Origin of the sequence: Nocardiopsis sp. YSL2 (genome assembly GCF_030555055.1) — a bacterium.
Lineage (GTDB): Bacteria > Actinomycetota > Actinomycetes > Streptosporangiales > Streptosporangiaceae > Nocardiopsis.
Window position 1 is genome coordinate 4,900,204 of the sequence record NZ_JAMOAO010000001.1, and the last position, 16,279, is coordinate 4,916,482.

A 16,279-nucleotide genomic window follows, 5' to 3' on the forward strand; every position below is an offset into this window, starting at 1 on the left:
CGCGCACCGGGGCCCGTGAACCGCGGTACCGTCCCTACCGGCCCCGCGCCGTGCACACCGGCCGGGCGGGCTCGCGGACCGGGTTCCAGCCGTCGGCACCCGCGAGGTAGGCCTCGGCGGTGTGGCCGGCGGCCTCCTCCGCGCTCATCTGCGGACGGTCCGGCGTGGTCAGTGCGCCGGGACCGCTGTTGGCGAACTCACGCAGCTGGAACCGGCGCCAGTCGTGTCCGGAGGACATCTCGATCCAGCCCTGTTCCTTGAAGTGCCGTCCCATCCAGGAGTCGCGGATCAGCGCCTGGGGGCGGGCGTCCGGGTCGGAGCTGGGCACCCACGGCCGGCCCAGGTAGACCGACTCCGGCGGGGCGTCGCTGGTGAAGCAGGACTCCGTGAACAGGAAGCCGAACTCCTGTTCCGGCGGCGTGCTGGGCGCCGTCACGTACCCGTTGTCGGTGCCGCTGCCGCGGTCCAGGGAGCGGATCTCGCACCCGTGGAAGACGGCCGTGCCGCGGCCGAAGACGAAGTCCACGTCACCCTCCACGTAGCAGTTCCGGTAGTACTGCCGCGAGGTGGTCTGCGTGTTGGGCGAGTTGGCGTAGAGCGTGTCCTGGTGGCCCAGGAAGCGGACGTTGTCGAACACCAGGCGGTCGCCGGTGGTGCGGACCGCCACCGCCTGGGTGGAGGTGACCTCCGGGTGCTCCTCGCGCAGGAAGGAGTTCTCGAAGGTCAGGTCGCGGGTGTGCACGTCGTCGCCGGAGATGACGACGCTGGCGCTGCCCGAGGTCCCCCACGTCCCGCCGCCCGGCTTGGGCAGACCGGCCGCGCGGTCATGGGTGATCACGACGTCCCTCGGGTCGCCGGTCGCTCCGACCAGGGTCAGGTTCGGCTTGGAGGAAGGGATGACCACGGGCTCGTCGTAGACGCCCGCGCCGATCCTCAGCGTCACGCGCTCGGCGGAGTCGGAGGGCGCGGCGTCGACCGCGTCCTGAACGCTGGTGTAGTCGCCGGAGCCGTCGGCCGCGACGGTGATCACGGTGGTCGTTTCGCTCACTGGGGTCGCCTCGATGGTCGTGTTCGCGGTGGTTCCGGTGAAGGCGAACGCGCCCAGGACACCCGCGAGAGCGAGGGGGAGGGCGGCGCGTCGCGGCACCGTGGTCGGAGGAGTGCGCACTGGTGTTCCTTCCTGCGGGGACGGAGGAGAAGGGAAGGGCGGTGAGGGGGAGGGCCGCCCTTCGGCCTGGAACGTGTGCGGTGGATGCTCGACCCGTGGGGAGTACCACTGGAAGCGCCGCTCGCGGCGGGCGGCATCCACCGCACACGCCCTAGACGGGACGCTCGGCGGGCCAGGTCACCGCGGAGTCGGGAAGGCTGTCGCCGAGCCGGCGGACGAAGGCGGGGTGCAGGACGCGCTGCCGCTTGAGCGCGGCGGCGACCAGGCGCGCGACCTCGATCGCGCCGTGCGCCTGGAAGTGGGTGTTGTCCTGGACGCCGTCCGGGTAGTTGGCGTGGGTGCCCGGGTCCAGCCACAGGAAGTGGCTCTTGGTGCCCTCGGGGCCCAGTTCGCCCCACAGCTCCAGGCTGAGCGCGGTGAGGTCGATCAGGGGTACGCCCTCCCGGTCGGCCAGGTCGCGCATGGCCGCGGGGTAGTCGCCGTGGGACTCACGGGGCGCCCCGTCGCCGGTGAAGCGGCGGCGTTCGACCGACGTCACCAGGACCGGATGGGCGCCGCGCTCGCGGGCGCCGTCGAGGTAGACGGTGAGCTGCTCCTGGTAGGTGCTCCAGGGTTCGGTGTAGCGGTCGGGGTCGGCGGACTTGGAGTCGTTGTGGCCGAAGGAGGCGAGCAGGTAGTCGCCGGGGCGGATGTCGGCCAGGACGCCGTCCAACAGGCCCAGGTCGGCGAAGCTCTTGGAGCTGGCGCCGGACAGGGCGCGGTTGTCCACGGTCGCGCCGCGGCCGAGGAAGAGGTCGAGGGCCTGTCCCCAACCGGTCCGGGGCGCTTCGTGGGCGGCGTAGGTGGAGGCGGTGGAGTCGCCCGTGACGAACAGGCGCGGTGCCCGGCCGGGGGCCGCCCAGGCGGGGGTGGCGAGCAGTGGAGCGCCGAGGACGGCCGCGGAGGCGGCGAGGAAGCTGCGTCGGATGATCATGGGGGTCTCTTTCGGGGGAAGCGCTTTCCAGAGCCTGATCGGCTCTGCAACCGATTGCATGACTGTCGCTGAAACACCGGTGAAACGTCAACCCCTGAAGGCTGATTCCTCCCCACTCTGCCTCAGACACTCGGTTCCGGCGGCAGAGTGCGCGCCCTCACTCCTGCGCTGGCCTGCTCTTTTCCGGCAACCGTTTGCAGGTCACGGCGCTACGCGGGGCCCGGGCGACGTGGGCGGGCGGGGGGAGGCGGTCGGGGGGAGGGGTCCCTCTGTTCGGCCCGGCCGCGTCGCGCGGTCAGGACGGGCGGGCCCCGGAGGCCGGTGCCGGAGTCCGCGCGGGGCGGGACCGGGCGCACCGCGGGGACGGCCCTGCTCACCCTGACCTGGCCGGTGGTCCGGTCAGGGCGCGGATACGGTGAAGGGGCCGGACCGACGCGGTCCCGGCCCCCTCGGGCGGCGGTCTACGAGTGCACGATCGGGGTGTCCACCAGGTGCTCGGCCAGGAACCAGGCCTGGAGCTCCCCGGTGCGGATCACGTCCGACACCAGTAGGTCGTTCGTGCCGTCGTCGCCCTGCTCCTGCGTGCGGGCCGCGGCGTCGTGGGAGTCGCTCAGGATGGTCTCGTGTGCTTCGAGCAGGCGCGAGAGCATCGCGGGCACCTCCTCGACACCGTTCGGGGGCCGGGGGATGTTGGTGATCTCCGCGACGTGCCTGGGGTCCCCCAGGGCCACACCGCCCAGCGTCTGGATGCGCTCGGCGATGCTGTCGACCAGCGCGGTCTGCTCGTCGGCGTGCTTGTCCATCAGCAGGTGCAGCTGGTAGAAGGTCTGGCCCCGCATCAGCCAGTGGTGCTTCTTGTACAGGCTGTGCAGGATCTGCGTGTCGGCCAGGACCTGGTTGAGGCGTTGGCAGGAGTACATCCGCGTGTTGTACGACAACCCCACCGGCAGCTGGCGGACCGACCCGAACTCCTGGATCTCCTTCCCCCTCTGGTGCAGCCACGGCTGACTGCTGCGTGGCCTGGGCGTCTCCGTCGAACGGTCCGTGCTCGTCACGGTGCCTCCCCTTCCGGCATGCGGTACCAGCGTCCGGAGCCCAGTTGAGCTCCGCCGCCCAGTCTCGGACACCGACCGTCTAGGGAGCCGCAAAGCGACACCATCTGCGGGCCAAAGGTCGGTGGACTTGCGCACGGGCGGGGAGGCGGCCGAGCCGTTAGGCGGGTACGGGCGTGGATCAGGGGGCGATGGCGCAGGCGGTCTCCAGGACGAAGCGCGGCCAGGGCCGGTGCGGGTCGTGGCCGGTCAGCTCCCGCACCTGGCGCAGCCGGTAGCGCAGGGTCTGGGGGTGCACGTGCAGGGTGTCGGCCGCCGTGGTCGCGGCCCCGGCCCCGAAGTAGGTGCGCAGTGTCTCCAGCAGGTGGGCGTTGCCCTCGGACAGCAGTGGACCCAGTGCCGCCCGCCGGACCGCGTCCGGCGTGGCCGGGCCGCCGTTCAGCAGCGCCAGCACGCACGCGTCGGCCTCCCCGAGGACGCCCTCGTGTCCGAAGGCGTGCGGGGGCGCCGTCTCCAGGGCGTCGTCGGCCAGGCGGTAGGCGGCCGACATGCCGGTGAGCGCGCGCGGTGCCAGCACGCAGCCCCGCCAGGGGCGTCCGCCCAGCACGGCGGTCACCTGCGCGGCGTCGGCCGGTGCGACCAGCAGCACCGCCCGTCCCGCCCGTGTGGTGAGCAGGGGATCGGCCCCGGTGGGTTCGATCAGGTCGAGCAGGGCCATCGCGCCCGGGACCGACACGGTCGGGCCCGAACCCGAACCCGTTCCCGCCACCGAGCCCGTGACGGGCCCCGATCCCTGGCCGGAGCCGGAAGCCGGGCGCGGCGCGGTGCCGGAGGGCTGGGACGCGGGCTCGGCCACGACCAGCACGGCCGGGTCCGGCGGGGTGAGGCCCAGGATGCGCGCCCGGTCGCGGACCGCCCCGCGCGAGGACTGGCGGCCGATGAGGAGGTCGTCGAGGAAGGTCCGCCGGGCCCGCTCGACGTCGGTGTCCAGCAGTCGCGCAGCCTCGGTGTGGCCCACCGACAGGCTCTCGGAGATCTGGTCGATGGCGGTCAGCCACAGTTCGCTCAGGGCGAACACGTCGGCGGCGTCGAGCCGGTCGGCCGAGGCCTCCGCCACCAGCCGGACCGCCGCAGCCGACCCCACCCGGTGGGCCCGCACCACCGCGTCGATGGAGCGCCCGTCCGCCGCCCGGGCCCGGCCCACGCCGCGCAGCCGCTCCACGTCCTCCGGGGCGAGCCCGGCGGCACCGGCCGTCCACAGCTCCAGCGAACGGGTGACCAGCCAGGCGGCGATCGCACGGACCTCCGTGAGCTGCGACTCGTGCAGCGCCTGGTAGGCGGGTACGCGCTCGTACACCTCGGCGACGATCCGGTCCACCAGGGCGGCCCGGTCGCGTGCCAGCTCGGCGCCCACGAGGGCGCGCTCCTCGCGGCCCATCGGCCCCCTTCCGAAGGAGAACGGGGCGAGCGTACCGTGTGCCCCCGGATCGTGCCGGTGGGGGCGTCCCGCGACGGCCGCGCACGTTCGGCGAAGACCGGTCAACCGCGGGTCACCGGAGTGCAAAGCACGCACAGTCACGGCCTATCTGCGCGCCGGTCCGGCTCCGACGTGGCAGTATGCGACTGTGGCAGGGGGCTGCCGCGCCATAAGAACCAGGATGAAACTCGCGCTCAGGGTCAACGGGGGATGAAGAGCGATGACGGTTCCCGGCATCACGTTGAGTAACGGACTGCGGATACCGCAACTGGGCTTCGGTGTCTGGCAGGTGCGCGACGACGACGTGGTCGACGTCGTGTCGACCGCGTTGGAGACGGGCTACCGCAGTATCGACACCGCCGCCGCCTACGGCAACGAGGCGGGCGTCGGTGAGGCGGTGCACCGGTCGGGCCTCGACCGCGACGACGTGTTCGTCACCTCGAAGCTGGCCAACCCCGACCAGGGCTACGACGCCACGCTGCGCGCGCTGGACGCCAGCCTGCAGCGCCTGAGGATGGACCGGCTCGACCTGTACCTCATCCACTGGCCCCTTCCCGGGCGCGACCTGTACGTGCCCACCTGGAAGGCCCTGGAGCGCCTCTACGCCGAGGGGCGCGTGCGCGCCATCGGCGTGTGCAACTTCCAGCCCGCGCACCTGGAACGGGTCATGGAGGAGGGCGGCATCGCCCCGATGGTCAACCAGGTCGAACTGCACCCGCTGCTCACCCAGGCGGACCTGCGCGACTTCGACGCCAAGCACAGCATCGTCACCGAGGCCTGGAGCCCGCTGGGCCAGGGCAGGCTCCTGGACCACCCCACGATCACCGCCATCGCCGGCGAGTACGAGCGCACGCCAGCCCAGATCCTGCTCCGCTGGCACATCCAGCTCGGCAACGTGGTGATCCCCAAGTCGGTGACCCCGGAGCGGATCAGGTCCAACTTCGAGGTGTTCGACTTCGAACTCGCCGAGGCGGACATGGACCGCCTCAGCGGCCTCAACACCAACAGCCGCTACGGCCCGGACCCCGACGAGTTCGACGGCGACTGATCCGCCGCGCGGCCCGGCGGGTCAGTCGCGCAGATCGCGCGTCTTGCGAGCGTCGGCCAGGACGGTCTCGGTGCCCTTGCGGCGGAGCCGGCCGACGTAGACGCCCCCGCCGATGAAGATGGCGGCGAACAGCGCCAGGACGGCGACGAGCGCGAGAGCGGACAGCAGCACAGTGATCGACATGCGTCCATCGTATCCGCACGTCCCGCGGCCGCCCTCCCGGTGTGGGGACGCCGTGTCGGGTCCCGGGTGCCGTGGGCGCTCCGTGACGAAGCAGAGGGGCCGTCGGTGGACCGGACACCGCACAAGATCATCAATCCGTTGTCCCTGGCCGAGCCGGTGGGGTACGCGCACGCACTCGTGGTCACGCCCGGGCGCACCGTCCACATCGGAGGCCAGACCGCGCGCCGTCCCGACGGGGTGGTCGTCGGCGAGAGCGTCGTGCAGCAGTTCGACCGGGCGCTGGCCAACGCGGTGGAGGCGCTGCGCGCCGCCGGCGCCGAACCCGGACACGTGGTGAACATGCACGTGTACACCACCGCCATGAGCGCCTACCGCGTCAACCTCGGGGCCCTGGGATCGGTCTACCGCCGCCACATGGGCCGCTACTACCCGCCGATGTCGGTCGTGGGCGTCACCGAACTGCTCGACGCCGCCGCGCTCGTGGAACTGGTGTGCACGGCCGTGGTCCCGGACATGCGCGACGCCGACACCCTCGACGACGAGGCGGCCTGGGAACTGGTCGAGGAGATCGACGAGTCCCTGGTCACCGGACGGTTCGGCGACCAGGAGCCCGCCGCCGAGCACGAGAGGGCCGGTTCCTAGCGGTCCCCGGCTCCGTGCTCGACCGCGCCGCCGCCGACGCGCTCCCGGCCGCCCGCGCGTGGCCGTACCGGAGCCGGTCAGGCGTAGCCGAGCCTCGACAGCTCCACCGAGGCCACGCCGTGGACGTCGCCGTGCTGGTCGCGGGTCAGCCGCTCGCGCCACGCGCCGATGCCCCAGGACCGGTCCGTCAGCAGTTCGGTCGCCGACACCCGCGCCCCGGTGAACTCGCGCAGGCGCTCGGCCGTGTCGACCTCGCCGCCGTGCACGTCCTCGTAGCGCAGCGTCAGCAGCCGCTCCGGGCCGATCTCCTGGCGCAGGCGCGCCGACATCCGCACCGCGCCGCGCCAGCGCATCGCGCACTTGGCGGGTGTGGAGCCCTCGGAGAACGCCGAGAGGTCCGACTCGTCCTCCAGGCCGAAGAAGTGGTTGGGGAACTCGTGGTCGACCTTCATGAAGCTCGGCTTGAGCCAGGCGAGCGAGCGCTCGTCCTCCATCATCGCCGTGACGACGTCGCGGCCGTCCCGGATGATCTGCACGAACAGCGCGTCGGGGAAGGCCGAGTGCAGGGCCGGGGCGCAGTAGAGCAGGTCGGGGCTGGCGTCCCCGTACCGGCTCACCCGTTCGCTGTGCTCGCACGGCTCGGAGGACGTGTTGGCGGGTACGCGGGCCCACGGCCCTGGGCACTGCGGGCAGGTCAGCGGGGTGAGCTGCCAGGCCTCGGCGTAGGCCTCGCGCAGCAGAGTCGCCGTCGCCGACACCTTCTCGGTGGCGAGTGAGGGGCGTCTGGCCACGGCGTACACGGTGTTGAGCACCGCGGAGGCCCCCGCGCCGAGGTGGAAGCCGGGGGCACGGGACAGGGCCTGGGCGATCACCGGTACGCCGGAGTGGGGCGCGCCCAGGACGAAGACCGGTCGCTGGACCTTGGTCCCGTTGACCACGAGGATGTAGGAGGGCTGCTTCATGATTGTGTCGATTTTCGCACCCTTTGCCCTTCTCGTGCGCATCGGCCGGGCCGTGCGCTCCTGAGCCTGGGAGGTCGGCCGGTGTTTTGGCAGGCCAACAGCGGTGAATCGAATGAGTGATCGAGGTCACAGCGGTGTGCGGACTCCTGGGGCAGGTCCCGAAAGGTTACCGGGACTTACCGGGATCATCCGGCATCCCCCGACTCAGTGTTTCCGGTCCTGTTGCCTCCGGAACACGTGTGAAGATCCGGCTCACGATGCGGGGGCAGGAGGCGAGGTGCGACATCCCCCAGCGCACGGGCGCGGGAACACGGTGCAGGGCTGGGCCGCTCGACACCCGAAGGTTCCGGCCCGGGCCGCGGTCGCGTCCTGGTCGAGCCGGGCCCAGGACGGTGGCACGAGCCTTGCGGCGGGGCCCCTGCGTGCTGGTGCTCTCGGGATCGTGCCCATGCGGTTCGGAGGCCGGTGGGGGCCAGCAGGATCACGGGCCGCCACCATGAGCAGGTGCTGACCTTCGTGAAGGGCGCTCCGAAGGAAGCCGGCCCGGCTAGTCCGAGGCTGGGTCTTGGGTCTCGAACCGAGGTAGATCGCGTCAGGTCATGATCATCCAGACCTGGGCCGTCACGGTCGGTGCGGCGAGCAGAATGAAGAGAAGAACCGCGCAGCCGCTCTCAGCTCCGCCTCCCGTGTTCGGAGTGCGCGGTCGCGCGTCCTTGTGCCGTGCGATGGCGTTCAGCGCCTCCTCTGGGGTCTTGAACGTTTCCGTCCCCACCTGCGGGCGCTCCACGAGCTTCTCCTCCTCACCCTGCGTGGCCACACGGATGAATAAGCTGCCACCCTCGCCGGGCATCATCACGCTGGCCCGCCATTTTCCTGGGTAGACGTCACTCGGGATCACTGAACCCACGAGGTCTCTGACTCCGTTGACGCGCCTGGTCTCGTCGACCGCCCACATGGCCCCCGTCCCGTCCTGCCTGGGTACCAAGCTCAACCCATGCCACTCGTCCATATCGCTGCCCCTTGCCTCGATCGAATGCGCAAGCAGTCACTGTGTCGAACCTGGGGAACGCCGACAAGGCTCCGCAGCTGGGTTGACCGAAATCGGTCACGACGTGTGTACGGGTCACACAACGTTGTGGGTGCTGTCCGGCTTCTGGTGTTCCCGTGCTGGAGCGACGCGGCGGTGAAGCACACCGCCGTCCGGACTTCGTGACGGGCCACGCCTTGCAGCACCGGTGGGCGCCGGTGGTGGTCTGCGCGGGGCAGGGAACGGTGCGGTCGGGATTCGAGGCGTTGTCGGATGGGAAGGCAAGCCGGGTCGGGTGATTCCGGCGAGCTTTCGCATACGGGGGCACGGGCGGGTGAACGGGAACCGGTCGCCATCCTCAGGCGGTGTCGATTTTCGCACCCTTTGCTCTTCTCGTGCGCATCGGCTGGGCATTTCGCCCGATGCCTCCCGGATGCACCGAGGGTACGGCGTCCGGAGGACGATCACCGGCCCCTGTCGGCCGTGCCGGGCAAAACCCGGGTGAAAGCCGCTGCAACAATGGGGTATGGCCTCGATCACCACCGACTCCACGCCGTTCGCCGATCCCGAGGGCTTCGAGCGGGCCGCCGAACTGATGTCCTCCGCCGGCCGCATCACCGTGCTCACCGGAGCGGGCGTGTCCACCGACTCTGGCATCCCCGACTTTCGCGGCCCCCAGGGCGTGTGGACCAAGGACCCCAGTGCCGAGGCGATGGCCGACTTCGACACCTACATGGGTGACGTGACCGTCCGTCGCCAGGTGTGGCTGTCGCGCCGGGCCCACCAGGCGTGGAGCGCCGAGCCCAACGCCGCCCACCGGGCCCTGGCGGACCTGGCCGGCACGGGGCGGCTCCGCGCGCTCATCACCCAGAACATCGACGGACTGCACCAGCGCGGCGGGACGCCCGAGGACGAGGTCGTCGAGGTGCACGGCACGATGCTGTGGGTGCGGTGCATGCGCTGCTCCCTGCGCACCCCGGCCGAGGAGGTCCTCGCCCGGCTGGACGAGGAGTCCGACCCCAAGTGCCGGCGCTGCGGCGGCATCCAGAAGTCGGACACCATCTCCTTCGGCCAGCGGCTCGACCCCGAGGTCATCGAGCGGGCCGCGCAGGCCGCCCGCGAGTGCGACGTGTTCGTGGCCGTGGGCACGTCGCTGTCGGTGCACCCGGTGGCGGGGCTGTGCGACGTGGCGATGATGGCGCGGGCCGACCTGGTCGTGATCAACGCCGAGCCGACCCCCTACGACGACTTCGCCAGCGCGGTACTGCGCGACCCCATCGGCGACGTCGTCCCGGCCCTGGTCGAACGGGTCAGGTCCCGGGCCGGCGCGTGACGGCGGAACCGTTGGTCAGCGCCCCTCGGTGGAGTTGCCCCCGCTGATCTTCAGAACGGAGTGGATCCCGCTCGTCATCGCGTCGGAGTACGGAATGTCGGTGTCGTTCTCCGCGGCCAGCTTGCGCACACGGCTCGTCCAGTCCGGGGAGACCTGGTGGCTGAGCATGTCCAGGACGCCCCCGATCCCGCCCGCGTGGAGTGCCGGCCCGGCGACGATGGACTCCACGTTCGACAGGTAGGAGCGCAGGACCTCCAGCAGGCTCTCCCGGAACTCGGTGCCGCGGGCGAGCAGCGCCAGGTCCTCCGCGGCCTGGCGCAGCACCACCAGCTCGATCCGCCCGAGCGAACGCTGTGACAACAGCCTGCGGTAGCCCGCCACACGCCCGTCCGGGTCCTCGGTGACGGGTTCCAGGCGCAGGCGCAGGATCTCGTGCAGCTCGGTCCAGGAGTCGAGCCGGTGCGGGTCCAGGTACCAGGTCGCCAGGTCCGAGGAGACGTGCCGGAGGTAGGGCAGCAGGCCCAGGGTGAAGCGCGCCGCCGTCCCGTTCACCCGCATGGCCGTCGACCGGAGCAGGCGGGAGGTGGTCGACTTGTACGGCACCGTGATCCCGTAGGGGTCGACCATGGACGGAGTCACCTCCTGGTTCGCCCGGATCTCGAACCCCACGCACTCGCCGACGTCGACGGGGGAGCCGTCCTCCAGCCGGATGAGGGTGACGGGACCGTCCTCGTCCCAGCCGTTCAGGTGGCGCACACGCAGCGCCGACACGATGCTGAACCACTCCGATCCCGCCAGTGTGCGCCAGAGCGAGGTGACGTGCTGGAGGGCCTGGTCGGGTTCGGGCGCGTCGGGGAAGAGCTCACGGGCGTCGACGGGGTTCTCGCGCACCAGGCACAGCAGGATCATCAGGTTGCTGGTGTAGTACGCCTCGCGCTTGGTCTGCGGAAGCCGTGTGGGCTCGTGGTCGGACAGCGAGCGGTTCGGGGCCGGGAAGGGGGCTTCCCTGAACAGTTCGAGGAGCAGGGCGGCGTAGTCCTCCCGCAGGCCCGGATCCCCGGCCAGCCTGCGCTGGAGCAGCTCGTCCAGGAACGCCACGACCCGGTCCCGCCCCGCGTAGCTGGCGAAGGAGGACAGCGCGTACAGCTCGCCGTCGTCGGTGCGGGTGTTGCGGCCGCGGCGCCGCGAAGGGCGGGGCCGCGACTCCTCCACCACCTCCAGGGCGGTCACGACCGCGCGCGCCACCAGGTACTCGCCGAAGGTGGCGTGCAGGAACTCGAAGGCGCTCGCGTTTCCGTCGGCGGCCCGGGCGCGCGACTCGTGGACGAAGAAGAACCGGCCCAGGACCTGGTGCGCGGGAGCGATCCGGCCGTGCAGGTCGGCCTCGGCGGGTCGGACCGGCGCGTCGGGCATGAGGACGTCGAGGTCCTGGCCCAGGTCATCGGCGCTCACGCTCTGTCTGCGGCGCGTGAACATCGCCAGCGCGGCGACCTCCAACCGGCGCAGCTCGTCCTCGACGGCCGCGTCGAGGTCGTCCCGGCTCAGCCCCGACCGGTGCTTGTCGACCTCGCGCCTGGCGAACATCGTCAGCAGGCGTTCGTAGAGCTGTCCGTGCGAGAGCGTTTCCGACGCCGCGCGCAGGGCGTTGTCCGCCGCGTCGTAGATGAGCAGCATCAGCAGGAGGAGCGGCTGCTCGGCCAACTCGCGGTACCGCAGGAGGACGTCGGTGGTCAGCGGCATCAGCCCCGCGGTGACGAACGTCAGGGCGTTGGCCCGGTTCCACACCTGGAGCATGCGCGCGATCTGCGCCTCGTCGAAGGGCTCCAGGCGCATCACCAGTGTGCCGTCGGGGAAGCGGGTGCGGTCGGCGACCACCGTGCGGCTGGTGACGATGACGGCCACGGGCTGCCCCAGGGCCTCCTGCTGGTGCTGGAACTCCTGGACGCGCTCCAGGTAGTCGGATCGGTCGACCCCGGTGGCCTGGAGGAGTTCGTCGAAGCCGTCCAGGATGATGACCGGCAGGGCGCCGTCGGCCGACTCCGCGAGCTCGCGCCAGGACACCCGGGTGTGCAGTGCGGCGGCCAGCCCCTCCTCGATCTGCACGTGGATGGGGGAGTTGGGCGGCACAGAGCGCAGTTCGACCCGGATCGGCAGGAAGTCGGCGGCGGGCAGCCGCGCGGCGAGCATCTCGGTGAGCTTGGACTTGCCCGCGCCGGGGTGGCCCAGGATCACGGTGGGGACCTCGGTGGCGACGGGGTGGACCAGGTGGGCGGCGACCGTGTCCTGCAGGTCGTCGTCGACCGGTAGCTCCTCCCACCACTCCTCCGCGGAGGGTGTGCCGCTGCGCACCGCGTACCCGGCGCGTCCGCGCGGGGGGACGTAGGCGTCCTCCAAGGCGGGCAGGGCGAGTCGGGCGGGGGCGTCGTCCGCCCGCAGGACGGGCTGTCGCAGGACCGCCTGGTACCCGGCGGCCAGCTCGCGCCGCCGGCCGTCCACCTCGCGCCGGGACCCGACCGCCTCCAGGGCCCGGCTGAGCTCCAAGAGCCCGGTCCCGACCGTTCGGCGGGTGCGCTCGTGCTCGTCCATGTGCACCCACATCCCGAACTCCGGGATGTCGGCGGCGAGCAGCCGGTAGGACTCCTGGTACCGCTGCGCGGCCCGGCCGGGCACGGCGTCGCGCAGGGCTTCCAGGAGGGGGTGGGTGTCGGAGGCGATGCCGTGCTCCTCGGCGACGGCGAGCCCGAGGAGGACGTCGGTGAAGGATCGGAGGAGGAAGTCCGAGAAGAAGCGCGGTGCCCAGGCGGAGCCCAGGGAGGGGACCGGCAGGGAGCCGGAGTGCGTGAGCACGCTGTCCAGGAGCCGGACCTGCTCCTCCCGGGTGAACTCCAGGTCCGCCAGTGAGAAGGGGGCGCCCACCTCCCCCAAGGACTCCTCCACCGCCTCGAAGAACGCCACCAGGACCAGGATGTGGTGCGCGGCCTGGATCTTCGCGGTGCGGGACAGGCGGCTCTCGCCCTTGAGCTTGGCGGCCATGCCCTCCAGGGCCTGGCGGCCCTTGCTCACCAGCGCCCCCCGGGCACCGAACAGGTCCGGGACTCCCACCAGTCCCAGTCCGCCGTCGGTGAGCTTCTCGGCCAGGTCCAGGACCTCGGAGTCGTTGCCGCCGAGCGCCTTGAGTGCGTCGGCGTAGGTGAGCTGCTTCGCCATGGAGGGAGGGATGCCTTTCGATCGTCGGGGGAGGGGACGAGGACCGACTCAGATGTTCGCGAGAACGGCGATGGAACGCCTGAGGGTCGGGTGGATGTGACGATTCAACGCGGCGAAGACGGGCTGGACCTGTTCGGAGGGCAGCCCGCCGTGGTGGAGAGCCACCTCCACACTGCTGACGTAGTCGTGCACCAGAAGGGACAGGGCCCTGAGCGATTCGGAGTCCTCGGGGAGCATGGCCAGGTCCTCGGCGGCCTGGCGGAGCACCAGGAGTTCCAGGCGTCCGAACCTTCCCGGGTCCAGGAGCCGCCGGTAGGTGTTCATCCGCTCGCGCGGCCTCCACCCCGGCGGTTCCAGGCGCAGTCGCATGACCTCGTGGGCCTGGACCCAGGAGGTGTCGGTCTCCTCGTCCGTGTACCAGGTCCCCAGGTCCAGGGACACGTGTCGCAGGTACGGCAGGAGGATCAGGCTCATCCGCGAGGCGGTGCTGTTGGCCTGCAGCGCCATGGAGCGCAGCAGCGCGGAGGTCACGGAGGCATGAGGCACGGTGATCCCGTACGGGTCGACCACGGACGCCTCATCGTTCAGGTCGGCGCGCAGCTCGAAGCCCAGGCACTCGCCGACGTTGACGGGGGAGAGGTCCTCGCGTTCGATCGTGGTGAAGGGATCGGTGTTGTCGACGTAGCCGTGGTGCCGGATGCGCAGGGTGTCGAGGATTCCGAACCACTGGCTCGACGGCAGTGCCCGCCACTGCGCCACGGTCGCGCGCCACGCGTGCCAGTGGTCCCGTGCCTCAGGAAAGAGCTCGTTCAGTTGCAGGGGTCGCTGGGCGACCAGGACGAGCAGCGTGACCAGGTTGGCGGTGTAGCGGCCCTCTCGGGCGGACGTCGCGAGCCGCTGCGGCTCGTAGGCGGTGTACGAGCGGTTGGGCGCGGGGAAGGGTGCCTCCCGGAACAGCTCGATGAGCAGCGCGGTGTACTCCCCGGCGAGGTCGGGGTCGTCCTCCAGTTGGCGCCTGACCCGCTCATCCAGGAAGTCCACGACCTTCTCCCGCCCGGCGAAGGCGGCGAAGGAGGACAGGGCGTGGAGTTCGCCGTCGTCCAGGTGCTGGGGTCCGCCCCGCCGCCGCAGGGACCGGGCCCTGTCCTCGACCAACTCCCCCAGGGCCGAGGTGACCGCCCGGGCCACCAGGTACTCGCCGAAAGTGGCGTGCAGGAACTCGAAGACGCTCGCGGCCCCGTCGGCGGCCCTGGCCCGTGCTTCGTGGACGAAGAAGAACCGTCCGAGCACCTGGTGCGCGGGCGCGATCTGTCCGTGCAGGTCCGCGTCGTCGGCGCGCTTGGCGGCGTCCGGCATGAGGACGGCGAGGTCGCGGTCGAGTTCGTCGGCGTGCACGCTTTGCCTGCCCCGGGCGAACATGGCCATCGCCGCGATCTCCAGGCGCCGCAGTTCACCCTCCACGGCCTGGGCGCGTTCTCGGACGCCCAGCCCCGGGCGGTGCTTGTCCACCTCCCGCCCGGCGAACATCGTGAGCAGGCGTTCGTACAGGTCACCGTGCGAGAGTGTCCCCGGCGCCCGGCGCAGCGCGTTGTCACCGGTATCGAAGACCAGCAGCATCAGCAGCAGGAGCGGCTGTTCGGCCAGGTCGTGGTGGGGCGCGAGGTCGGACACTGCCAGGGGTTCCCGGCCGGCGGACGCGAACGCGTGGGCGTTGGTCCGGTTCCACACCCCCAGCATCTGTTCGACCTGCTCCTCGCTGAAGGGTTCCAGACGGATCACCGTCGTGTCCGGGGGGAACCGGGCCCGGTTCGCGACGATGGTACGACTGGTGACGATGACGGCCACGGGCTGTCCGATGGCCTCCTGTCGCAGCTGGAACTCCTGGACGCGCTCCAGGTAGTCGGAGCGGTCCACCCCCGTCGCCTGGAGGAGTTCGTCGAAGCCGTCCAGGATGACGACCGGCAGCGCGCCGTCCGCCGACTCGGCCAGTTCACGCCAGGACACCCGGGTGTGCAGTGCGGCGGCCAGTCCCTCCTCGATCTGGAGGTGGATGGGGGAGTTGGGCTGGACCGAGCGCAGTTCCACACGGATCGGCAGGAAGTCGGCGGCGGGCAGACGGGCGGCGAGCATCTCGGTGAACTTGGACTTGCCCGCGCCGGGGTGGCCCAGCACGACCGTCGGGAGGCTGGTGGTGGCGGGGTGGACGAGGTGGGCCGCGACGAACGACGGGAGGTCGTCGATGACGGTCTGTTGTTCCCACCAGGCCTCCGTGCTGGGAGCGCTGCCCATCCGGACGAAAGCCACGCGTCCGCGCGGCGACACGTAGCAGTCCTCGAGCGTCGGGAGCCTCAGACCGGGAGGGAGGTCGTCGGCGCGGAGCACCGGTTGGCGCAGCGGCACCTGGTAGCCGTCGCTGAGTTCCCGACGGCGCGCTTCGACGGTCCTGCCCGAGCCGATGGCGTCGAGCCGCCTGCGGAGTTCCCCCAGCCCGGTTCCGAGGGTCCGCTGCGTACGGGCGTGCTCCTCGAGGTGCACCCACATGCCGAACTCGGGGACGTCGGCGGCCAGGCGGCGGTAGTACTCTCCGAGGCGGTCCGCGGAGCGGTCCGGTAGGACCTTGGACAGGCGGGACATGACCGGGTGGCCCAAGCCGGTGATGCCGTGCCGCTCGACCGTGGCCAGGCCCAGGACGAAGCCGAGGAAGTCGTCGGTCAGCAGGACCATTCCGGAGGAGGTTCCCCTCCTCTCCCTGCCCTGGCGCGAGATCGGCTGGTGGAAGCGCGTGCAGAGCCGGAGCAGGTGCGAGAACTCGTCCCCGGTGATGTCCAGGTCGTTCAGTGTGAAGGGCGCGCCGATCTCCGCCAGCGATTCTTCCACCGCCTCGAAGAACGCCACGACGACCAGGACCTGGTACGCCGCCTCGATCCTCTCCGTCCGCGACAGGCGGCTCTCACCCTTGAGTTTGCCGCGTATCCCCTCCAGGGCCTGGCGGCCCTTGCTCACCAGCGCCCCTCGGGCTCCGAACAGGTCCGGGACTCCCACCAGTCCCAGCCCGCCGTCGGTGAGCTTCTCCGCCAGGTCCAGTACCTCCGAGTCGTTCTTGCCGAGGATCCTCAGGGCGTCGGCGTACGTGAGCTGCTTGGCCATCGGTGCGGGGGCCTTTCCGCATCAGGGGGTGGAACGCGGGCGGACCCGGTACCTGGGGGC

At 71.3% G+C, this 16,279-nt stretch carries 12 protein-coding genes; 3 read left to right on the forward strand and 9 right to left on the reverse strand.

Annotated features, from left to right (window positions below):
- Positions 1-34: 34 nt before the first annotated feature.
- The 4 genes from M1P99_RS21590 to M1P99_RS21605 all read right to left on the reverse strand — a co-directional run bounded on the left by M1P99_RS21590 (position 35) and on the right by M1P99_RS21605 (position 4,631).
- A complete protein-coding gene (locus M1P99_RS21590; RefSeq protein WP_304454402.1) occupies positions 35-1,168 on the reverse strand; it encodes a pectinesterase family protein in 1,134 nt (377 codons plus the stop codon).
- 151 nt (positions 1,169-1,319) lie between these two features.
- A complete protein-coding gene (locus M1P99_RS21595; RefSeq protein ID WP_304454403.1) occupies positions 1,320-2,141 on the reverse strand; it encodes a rhamnogalacturonan acetylesterase in 822 nt (273 codons plus the stop codon).
- Positions 2,142-2,602: 461 nt separating this feature from the next.
- Complete coding sequence (locus M1P99_RS21600; protein ID WP_304454404.1) at positions 2,603-3,196, reverse strand: Dps family protein; 594 nt, start codon at positions 3,194-3,196, stop codon at positions 2,603-2,605.
- Between the two features lie 178 nt (positions 3,197-3,374).
- Positions 3,375-4,631 (reverse strand): CdaR family transcriptional regulator, encoded by a 1,257-nt coding sequence (locus M1P99_RS21605; protein ID WP_304454405.1) that lies wholly within the window; start codon positions 4,629-4,631, stop codon positions 3,375-3,377.
- A 259-nt stretch (positions 4,632-4,890) separates the two neighbouring features.
- Between M1P99_RS21605 and M1P99_RS21610 the strand changes: the two genes are divergently transcribed.
- A complete protein-coding gene (locus tag M1P99_RS21610; RefSeq protein ID WP_304454406.1) occupies positions 4,891-5,718 on the forward strand; it encodes an aldo/keto reductase in 828 nt (275 codons plus the stop codon).
- Positions 5,719-5,739: 21 nt separating this feature from the next.
- Here the strand turns inward: M1P99_RS21610 and M1P99_RS21615 are convergent, their stop codons facing one another.
- On the reverse strand, positions 5,740-5,901 hold the full coding sequence (locus M1P99_RS21615) for a hypothetical protein (protein ID WP_304454407.1): 162 nt from the start codon (positions 5,899-5,901) through the stop codon (positions 5,740-5,742).
- A 105-nt stretch (positions 5,902-6,006) separates the two neighbouring features.
- On the opposite strand from M1P99_RS21615, the gene M1P99_RS21620 reads away from it, so the two are divergent.
- Complete coding sequence (locus M1P99_RS21620) at positions 6,007-6,543, forward strand: RidA family protein (RefSeq protein ID WP_304454408.1); 537 nt, start codon at positions 6,007-6,009, stop codon at positions 6,541-6,543.
- A gap of 77 nt (positions 6,544-6,620) precedes the next feature.
- Here the strand turns inward: M1P99_RS21620 and M1P99_RS21625 are convergent, their stop codons facing one another.
- Positions 6,621-7,505 (reverse strand): sulfotransferase, encoded by an 885-nt coding sequence (locus tag M1P99_RS21625; RefSeq protein ID WP_304454409.1) that lies wholly within the window; start codon positions 7,503-7,505, stop codon positions 6,621-6,623.
- Between the two features lie 592 nt (positions 7,506-8,097).
- The gene (locus M1P99_RS21630; RefSeq protein ID WP_304454410.1) at positions 8,098-8,514 is read right to left on the reverse strand and encodes a hypothetical protein; all 417 of its coding nucleotides are present in this window, start codon (positions 8,512-8,514) and stop codon (positions 8,098-8,100) included.
- A gap of 544 nt (positions 8,515-9,058) precedes the next feature.
- Between M1P99_RS21630 and M1P99_RS21635 the strand changes: the two genes are divergently transcribed.
- Positions 9,059-9,865: a Sir2 family NAD-dependent protein deacetylase gene (locus M1P99_RS21635; protein WP_304454411.1), complete on the forward strand. Its 807-nt coding sequence runs from the start codon at positions 9,059-9,061 to the stop codon at positions 9,863-9,865.
- Between the two features lie 15 nt (positions 9,866-9,880).
- Here the strand turns inward: M1P99_RS21635 and M1P99_RS21640 are convergent, their stop codons facing one another.
- Both M1P99_RS21640 and M1P99_RS21645 read right to left on the reverse strand, forming a co-directional pair.
- The gene (locus M1P99_RS21640) at positions 9,881-13,072 is read right to left on the reverse strand and encodes an NACHT domain-containing NTPase (RefSeq protein ID WP_304454412.1); all 3,192 of its coding nucleotides are present in this window, start codon (positions 13,070-13,072) and stop codon (positions 9,881-9,883) included.
- Positions 13,073-13,120: 48 nt separating this feature from the next.
- On the reverse strand, positions 13,121-16,219 hold the full coding sequence (locus M1P99_RS21645; protein WP_304454413.1) for an NACHT domain-containing NTPase: 3,099 nt from the start codon (positions 16,217-16,219) through the stop codon (positions 13,121-13,123).
- Positions 16,220-16,279: the final 60 nt, after the last annotated feature.